The sequence below is a fragment of the Mycobacterium sp. genome (genome assembly GCF_035603715.1).
In the GTDB taxonomy this organism is placed as follows: Bacteria; Actinomycetota; Actinomycetes; order Mycobacteriales; family Mycobacteriaceae; genus Mycobacterium.
The window spans coordinates 1-8393 of record NZ_DATNJW010000359.1 but is presented as its reverse complement, the minus strand read 5'-3'; the positions used below and the strand labels follow the sequence as shown (position 1 = coordinate 8393).

At 64.0% G+C, this 8393-nt stretch carries 8 protein-coding genes; 6 read left to right on the top strand and 2 right to left on the bottom strand.

The annotated features are described in order from the left end of the window. The 5 genes from VN856_RS14910 to VN856_RS14890 form a co-directional block, all read left to right on the top strand. On the top strand, nucleotides 1-212 hold a 212-nt coding region (locus tag VN856_RS14910; protein ID WP_325690321.1), incomplete at its 5' end, for a TetR family transcriptional regulator C-terminal domain-containing protein. Between the two features lie 79 nt (nucleotides 213-291). Next, the gene (locus VN856_RS14905; RefSeq protein ID WP_325690320.1) at nucleotides 292-1239 is read left to right on the top strand and encodes an aldo/keto reductase; all 948 of its coding nucleotides are present in this window, start codon (nucleotides 292-294) and stop codon (nucleotides 1237-1239) included. Nucleotides 1240-1361: 122 nt separating this feature from the next. Next, nucleotides 1362-2870, top strand: a complete 1509-nt coding sequence (locus tag VN856_RS14900; protein WP_325690318.1) for an NAD(P)/FAD-dependent oxidoreductase — start codon at nucleotides 1362-1364, stop codon at nucleotides 2868-2870. Then, nucleotides 2867-3307: a VOC family protein gene (locus VN856_RS14895; protein WP_325690316.1), complete on the top strand. Its 441-nt coding sequence runs from the start codon at nucleotides 2867-2869 to the stop codon at nucleotides 3305-3307. The genes VN856_RS14900 and VN856_RS14895 overlap by 4 nt, the downstream gene beginning before the upstream one ends. Continuing rightward, nucleotides 3304-4035: an SDR family oxidoreductase gene (locus tag VN856_RS14890; RefSeq protein ID WP_325690315.1), complete on the top strand. Its 732-nt coding sequence runs from the start codon at nucleotides 3304-3306 to the stop codon at nucleotides 4033-4035. The genes VN856_RS14895 and VN856_RS14890 overlap by 4 nt, the downstream gene beginning before the upstream one ends. Before the next feature lie 401 nt (nucleotides 4036-4436). On the opposite strand, the gene VN856_RS14885 is transcribed toward VN856_RS14890, so the two are convergent. Both VN856_RS14885 and VN856_RS14880 read right to left on the bottom strand, forming a co-directional pair. Then, complete coding sequence (locus VN856_RS14885) at nucleotides 4437-6059, bottom strand: (2,3-dihydroxybenzoyl)adenylate synthase (RefSeq protein ID WP_325690313.1); 1623 nt, start codon at nucleotides 6057-6059, stop codon at nucleotides 4437-4439. Nucleotides 6060-6116: 57 nt separating this feature from the next. Further along, complete coding sequence (locus VN856_RS14880) at nucleotides 6117-7154, bottom strand: hypothetical protein (RefSeq protein WP_325690311.1); 1038 nt, start codon at nucleotides 7152-7154, stop codon at nucleotides 6117-6119. Between the two features lie 342 nt (nucleotides 7155-7496). Here VN856_RS14880 and VN856_RS14875 point away from each other — a divergent pair. Further along, nucleotides 7497-8393: condensation domain-containing protein (locus VN856_RS14875; RefSeq protein WP_325690310.1), on the top strand; the 897-nt coding region annotated here is incomplete at its 3' end.

Genomic DNA, 8393 nt, shown 5'->3' with positions numbered 1-8393 from the left:
GCGCGCAGCTGATCAGCATTCTCGAGCGCTGGGGCAGCGCTCTGGCCGCATGTTTGCGTTCGGGTGATATTCGGAACGGTCCCGACGCCGACGAGATGGCCTCCCAGCTGATCGAAGCCTGGGAAGGCGCGGCGCTCAGGGGGAAGATGATTCGCAGCCGCATTCCCTACGACCGGTTCGAAGCCGACGCCATTCCCGCGCTGCTGCGCTGAAACGCGGAGGGAATGGCGGGTCGTCGGTGGATGTTAAATAGACGACTGGTCATCTATAAAATGGAGGAGGCTGACAGTTATGGCATCAGCTGAGGATCTGAGCCGGGTCACGTTCCCGTTGAACGACGGTCGCGGCGCGATTCCCGCGCTCGGGTTCGGAACGTCGCTGTCCGATCGCACGAAGACGCGCGAAGCCGTCAAAGCCGCGGTCAAGGTCGGCTTCCGCCACCTCGACGCCGCAGAACGGTATCGCAACGAAGCCGAGGTCGGCGCCGCGCTCAAAGAACTGTTCGCGGACGGCACAGTGCGCCGCGACGAGCTGTTCGTGACCACCAAGCTGTGGAACAACAACCATCGCCCCGAACGGGTCAAGCCGGCATTGCAAGCCAGCCTCGACCGGCTCGGGATCGACACCGTCGACCTGTATCTGGTGCACACCCCGTTCGCGTTCAAGCCCGGCGACGACCAAGATCCCCGCGACCCGCACGGAGCCGTCATCTACGACGACGGAGTCACATTAGAGGAAACCTGGGCGGCAATGGAAAGCCTTGTCGACGAAGGGCTTACCGGAGCGATAGGACTCTCTGACATCGACGTCGAGGGTGCCAGGCGGATCGCCGGCACCGCCAGGATCAAGCCGGCCGTGGTCGAGGTCGAGTCCCATCCGTACCACCCGCAGTGGGAACTGCATCAGCTGCGCGAGACGGACGGGATCATCCTGTTGGCGTTTGCTTCGCTTGGGCACGCGCTCGAGCCGCGACTGCTCGACGATCCGCTGATTGTCTCGATCGCGCAGCGGTTGGGAAAAACGCCCGCGCAAGTGCTTTTGGCGTGGGGCATCCAACGTGGCAGCGCAGTCCTGACGGCATCGGTCAGCCCGGCGCGCATCAACGAGAATTTCGATGTCACCGCGATTCCCGAGAGCGCGGTGCAAGACATCAGCGAGCGTCTCGAGACCCGCTTCCGGTTCAATTCAGTTGTCGACGGTGGAGAACCGGGATTCGCCAACGTGCCCGCAGGCAGTTGATCGTCAGGCGGTCGTCAACTCTGCTCCGGAGCGCCGGTGAGCACCACCTCCGCGATACCGTTTTACATATAAGACTTGATATGTAACATGGCCAGGTATGGCCGCCGTCACTCTCGCGCAGCGTGATCTCACCGACGAGGCCGGCGTTGTCGAAACGTAGGCCGCGGGTTGGCGTCATCGGGGCCGGCCCCGGCGGTATCGCCATGGGTATTCAATTGGCCCAAGGTGACTACGATTTCACCATTTTCGAACGCGGCGACGGGTTCGGCGGAACGTGGCGCAACAACACCTACCCCGGCGCGGCGTGTGATGTGCCTTCGCACTTCTATTCGTTTTCGTTCGCGTTGAACCCGTACTGGAGCAAGACCTACGCGAACCAGCCCGAGATCCTCGCGTACCTGGAACGGGTCGCATCTGACCACCAGCTGGGTCCGCGCCTGAAGGCCGACACCACCGTGACGTCGCTCCGTTGGTCTGATGCCGACTCGCAATGGGCGATCCAGACGGCGCAGGGGAGTCGACATGAGGTCGACGTTGTCGTCAGCGCGGTCGGCATGCTTGATGTCCCCAATATCCCGACGATTCCCCAACGGGAGCTTTTCGGCGGGCGAGTTTTTCACTCGTCACAGTGGGATCATTCGAAATCGACGGCGGGAGAACGGGTTGCATCGATCGGCACCGGCGCCAGCGCTGTCCAGTACGTGCCTGCCATCGCCGCGGAGACCGAGCATCTGACCGTATTCCAGCGCACCCCGATCTGGGTGGCGCCGCGGATCGACGACCCCTTCACCCGCGAGCAGCAAGAGTTGTTCGCGAGCGACCCCGCCGAAGCACTGAAAGTTCGAGATGCGGCGTTCCAGCAGTACGAAGTGGCCGATTTCGATGTCGAATCCGACATGACCAAGATGCTGACCGAGATGTCGTACAACTATCTGATCAAAAAGGTGAGCGATCCGGATTTGCGCTCGAAGTTGTTGCCTGACTACCCCGTTGGCTGCAAGAGGCCGCTGCAGTCGAAGACGTGGTTTCCGGTATTCGATCTACCAAACGTTACGTTGGAGACCGCTCCGATCGTTGCCTTCACCGAACACGGTCTGCGCACCGCCGACGGTATCGAGCACCGGGCCGACACGGTGATCTTCGGAACCGGTTTCAAGGCCGCCGACTATCTGAGCAATCTGGATGTCTACGGCAGCGGTGGCCGGCGACTTCACGACGATTGGCGTGATGGTGCCGAAGCGTATCTGGGCACGGTGGTGCCCGGCTATCCGAATCTGTTCACCCTGTACGGGCCGAACACCAACGGGACTACCTCGATGATCTACGTCTTGGAGGCGCAGGCCGAGTTCGTGCGGCGACTACTCGACACGATGAGCCGGGAAGCGATTGATGCAGTCGAGGTCAAACGCGGCCCGCACGACGCCTTCAACACCGAGATCCAGTCAGCTCTGGAAACCACTGTCTGGGCAGCGAACTGCAGCAACTACTTTCGCCACGCAAGCGGCAAGATGGTGACCCAATACCCATACAGCGGGAGCATGTTCGCGCAGCGACTCGCCGCAGTCGACCTGGGCATCTTCGACACCCGTCGGCAAAATCCGAAACTCAAGGCAGAAGCTGGCAGCGCATGACCGGTGTTCATCACACGGCGATCGTGACCACCGACGTCGAACGTGCACTGAGCTTTTGGCGGGACGGCCTGGGTCTCACGGTCCTCTTCGACCATGTATTCACCGGTGATTGGCCGACCCTGTTCGACGCCACTAGCGATACCCTGCGGTCGATCTTTCTCGGCGACCTCGCCGCACCGGATACCGGCATCGTCGAATTGGTCGTATTCGACGATCCGGCACCCGAGGGCGAATCGACGGCCGGCCCCGCGGCCGGGTTCTTTCTGATCTCGCTGAACCGCGAGGTCGAGCCGACGCTTCGTCGACTGGCCGATCTGGGATTCGCCGATGACGCACGACAGATTGCCGTGCCCGCGCCGCATGGAAAGCAGGTTCAGATGGCTGTCGTCACGGCGCCGGACCGCGTCCGCGTTGAGTTGATCGGGCCCGCGCGGTGACCGCCATCGTGACCGGCGGCGCCTCCGGCATCGGCAGCGCTGCCGCCGGCCGGTTGCGTGGCGCCGGCCACGACGTCGTTACGTGGGATCTCCGCGGCGGCGACATCGCCTGCGACATCAGCGATCCCGATGCGGTGTCTGCTGCGCTGCAACAAACCCTGGCCAGCGTCGGCGTGCCCGATCGACTGGTCGCCTGTGCCGGTATGGGTGCTTCCGGAATGCTGATCGCACAGGATCCCGCCGACTGGAAACGAGTGATCGACGTCAACCTCACCGGGACCTGGCTGACGATGCGGGCGGTTGCGCAGGCGATGATCGACAACGGCGGCGGCGGATCGATCGTCGCGGTATCCAGCATCAGCGGTACCGTCGCAGACCGCGACATGGGCGCTTACTGCGTTTCCAAGGCCGGGGTGGACATGCTGGTCCGGGTCGCGGCGAGCGAGTGGGGGCCGCACGGCATCCGAGTCAACGCGGTGGGACCGGGCGTCACCCGAACCCCGATGCTGTCCCAGGCCGAGCAGCTGCCGGGGTGGGTGGACGGGCTGGCTCAGCGAACCGCCCTGGGCCGGGTGGGTGAGGCCGACGATGTCGCCGAGGCCATCGTCGCGGTGCTCGAGATGGGTTGGGTGACAGGGCAGACCCTCCTGGCCGACGGAGGTCTGGCATTGCACAGCCCGATCGACACCTACGGACAGGTTCAACGACTGCGCGCCAAGCGGGGCTAGTGTCGTGAGTCATTAATTTAAGAGCTGCTCGTCGGTTTGCGACGAGTTTCATCGAGATTGACGTTGGCGCGAATCCGCCCAAGTGACCAGCACGCTGGTGTCGATCTCGACTGGCAAAGCGCCGATCGGATGGGACGCTACGGCCGAATTACTCGACGTGGAACGCTAGCAGGCCGTCTCCGGGACTCATGCTGGACGGCGAGGCCATCGCTGCTCCCGCTCCGAAAAAGGTCGCGCCGGCGGCAAGCACCGAGAGGGCGGTTGACAAGAACGACCGCTTCGCCTCGACGCGGCCATTTACCGCAGGCGAAACGCTGTCAACACTTGTTTTCATAATGTTGAGGTTAGTGGCGAAAGGTAAGTAATCTCTGTCCGAACTCGATGAATCCGGCTGTCGAATCTTAAGACTGTAATTGCCGGGCGATCGCCTTCTTGTCGATCTTGCCTACCGGTGTGGTTGGCAACGTGGCCATCGCGGTCAGTACATCCGGCCGGGCATGCCTGGCGACGCCGCGCTGGTCCAGATAGGCGTTCAGCTCCGTCAGGGTCAGCGGACCACCGGAGAAAACGACTGCCGCACAAATTTTTTCGCCCAGATATGGATCGGGCAGCGCTACCGCCGCGGCTGACGAGATCGCCGGGTGGGTTCGCAAGTGTTCTTCGAGATCGGCCGCGGGGATGGTCTCACCGCCGCGATGAATGACGTCTTTCACCCGGCCGGTGACCTCTAAGTTCCCGTCGGGGTGTTGACGGACGAGATCGCCGCTGCGGTAGAAACCCTCCGGGTCGAAGCAGCGGACGTTGGCTTCTTCGGCGCGGAAGTACCCGTTGAAGGTGTATGGACCCCGGACCAGCAGTTCGCCCTCCGCGCCGGCCGGGACGGGTCGGCCGGTGTCGTCGACGATGCGCAGTTCGTCGTCGACGCACAGTGGTCGGCCTTGGGTGTGGTCGACCACGCTCGGCGGGTCGCCGGGTCGGGTGTAGTTCAGTAGTCCTTCGGCCATTCCGAAGACCTGCTGTAGGCCGGGGGTCAACGTCTCGCGGACCCGTTGGGCATCATTGGCTTCCAGCTTGGCGCCACCAACTTGTAACAGCCGCAATGAGGTTGGGGCTTCGGGCTCCCATTCGGTGGCCTGTGCCCACAGGTTGGCCAGAGCCGGCACCAGCGCGGTGACGGTGACGCCGTGGCGAGCGATGGCGCCAAACGCCGACTCCGGGCTGGGGTTGCTGAGAAACACGGTGGGCGCGCCTACCGCGATAGCGCCCAGCAGCCCGGGGCAGGCGAGCGGAAAGTTGTGCGCGGCAGGCAAAGCCGCCATGTACACGTCGTCGGCGGTGAGCTTGCAGACCTCAGCGCTGGCCGTGGCGTTGTAGACATAGTCGTTGTGGGTGCGGGGGATGAGCTTCGGTGTGCCGGTGGTGCCGCCCGACACCAGCAGCAGTGCGGGAGATTCAGGATCGGGATTGCGTGGTTCGGGTCGTTCGGCGTTGCTTACGCATACCTGCGACCACGACGTGAAGGGTCCCGGGTCGCCGTCGACGATGACGTGTCGCAGCCCGGGATGGCCGTGCGAGAGTTCCTGTGCCATCGGGCGGTAGTCGAAACCGCCTGCGCTATCGGGGATTATCAGCGCCGTCGCCTCGCTGACCGCGGCGAAGTGTCCTAACTCGGCTGTGCGATGGCCGGTCAGGCACATCACCGGGATCGCGCCGGCGCGTAGCAGTGCGAACAACGCCACCGCGAATTCGCAGGTGTTCGGCAATTGCAGGAGCACCCGATCGCCCGCGGCGATGCCCAACTCCGCCAAGCCCGCCGCCGCGCGGTCAGCGCGTTGGTCGAGTTGCGCGAAGGTCAGTCGCTGCGGTCCGTCGGCGTCGACGACGGCAAGTCGCGTCGACCAGTTGTGCGCCGCGTCGGACAGCATGGATTCGATGGTCCGGCCGGTCCAGTAACCGGCGGCCCGGTAGTTCGCCGCGCGGTCCGGTGGAAACGGCACAAAGCCTTCCAGCTGGGAAGACGGCATCCCTTGCCTCCAGTACGGCGCTCGTCCCTTCCGCCCAGTGCGTCCTTGGATCAGAGGTTAGAACAGCCCCGTGAACAGGTCTGGCAGCGCCGTCGAGACGGAGTCCGCCGCAACCGACGAGGCGGAGTCGGCACCCAGCGAGCCCAGCGCCGTCACGAACTGCTCGGTCCAGGTCGTGTACAGCTCATCGAGGAAGCTGCCGGTGCTGATCAGCCCGGGGAACAGGTTTTCAACGCCGTTGACGGGGTTCACGCCGGCGTCGTAGCCGTTGACGATGGCGTTGAGCACGTCCGACCCGAGGTTGTTCAGGTCAGTCGAGGCCAAGGCGCTGTCGCCGGCAGTCATCGCGGCGTTGATGTTGTCCAGGTCGGTGGACAGTGCGAACATGCCGCTGATCTCGGGGGACAGCAAGGTTTCGCTGAAGCCTTTCAGCTCGTTGTAGTCGCCGAAGGCCTGAAGCAGGTTGGTCTGGATCTGCGACAGCTCAACGGGAATCGACAGCGTCGTCACGCCCTTGGTGGTCTCATCGAGAAGCGGGGCTAGCAGCGGCTTCAACGTGTGATCCAGCAGCTCCAACTCGTAGGCGTTGATGTCGCTGAAAAGTTGCTCGCTGCCGTTCGGGTTCGTCGAGATAGCCGCAAAATCTTTCGAGAGCACGTCAATGAGGCTGCCGGTGATGCCGGGGGTGGGGCCGCCAGCAACCCCCTCGCCGCCGAACAACCCGAAGACGTAGCCGTCGTCGCCGCCGTACCAGCCGCCGAACAGTGCGTTGTTGACACCGGTGTCGAAGCCGGTCAGCGCGGTGCTGATCTGGGTGCTGAAGGCGTCGGAGACGTTGCCGAGTGCCGCCGACAGTTCGGAGCTCGACGTGGCGCCCTCGCTTTGCAGGGTCGCCAGGTTGTCGTTCACGTTGGCGAGGAACGTCGTCCAGTCAACTTCGCCGGCGGCCAGCTTCACGTCCCGATGCTGGACCAGAGGGCCGGCGGGGGTGGGCGCATTCACAGCGAACAGGCTGGCGCCCGCGACCGCCACGCCGGCGATCATCAGCCGGCTCACGAGAGCCGTCTTCGAGTCGGAGGGAAGGGCTAGCTGCACGGCATCTCCTTTAAGTAACCGTCACTGGGACATAGCGCCATAACCAGGCGGGACGCGACGCTACCTGAGATTTGACTGAGACACAATAGGTAACCCTAACCTCACTGAGGGTGGGGTAACTTCTTCGCCTCGACCTCGATAACCGCTGCTCGGGGCCAATCGACCGGCACACCCGGGTGGTGGTCGCGGTTGTGCGGGCCCGCGTGACGGGGTCCGCGTGACGGCAATTCTTATCTAGTCCTGAGGGCGGTAGCGTCCCGGGTACCCCGACTATTAAAGTAGCCAGCAATTTAGGCTAGCCTCCACTAACTAGTAGGAGGGTTGGGTTTGTTGACTGGTGGGGTGCGGGCTTCCGTTGCTGGCAGCCCGGGCGACGTGTGCGCTGAGGTTGCCGAATTACTCGGCGTCAGCGCCGATGCCGTCGACCGCAGCCGCGACCTCATCACCCAGGGTCTCGATTCGATTCGGATGATGTCGCTCGCCGGTCGGTGGCGTCGTCGCGGCATCGATGTCGACTTCGCCGCGCTCGCCGCCGATCCCACTGTGGAGGCGTGGTCGCTGCTCGTCGGCGCCAACCAGAACCTTGCCGAGCCTGACATCGTGGCGGCGGCGCATAGCGGTACATCCGATGGCGCGTTTCCGCTCGCCCCGATGCAGCACGCCATGTGGGTGGGCCGGCACGACAGCCAGCCGCTCGGTGGGGTGGCCGGGCATTTGTATGTCGAATTCGACGGCGGGGCAATCGATCCCGAACGCCTACGGGACGCGGCCACGAAGCTGGCGGCGCGTCATCCGATGCTGCGGGTGACGTTTCTGTCGGATGGAACCCAGCAGATCGGTCACGGTCCGGCGAGCTTCCCGGTCACGATCCACGACTTTCGGGACCTCGACTCCGAGGTCGTCGCTGAGCGGCTCGCCGGTATCCGGGAAGCGAAGTCGCATCAGCAACTCGACGGGCAGGTGTTCGAGCTGACCCTTTCCTTGCTGCCCGGGAAAAGCTCACGCCTGCATGTGGATTTGGACATGCAGGCCGCCGACGCGATGAGCTACCGCACGCTGATGGCCGATCTGGCGTCGCTGTATCGGGGGCAGCCGCTCCCGGAGTTGGGCTACAGCTACCCGGAATACCGTCGGGAGATTGTGCGGCAGGAGGCCGGACCGCGGCCGGCTCACGACGCTGACCGGGACTGGTGGTCACAGCGGATTCCTGAGCTGCCGGATCCGCCCAAGCTGCCGTCG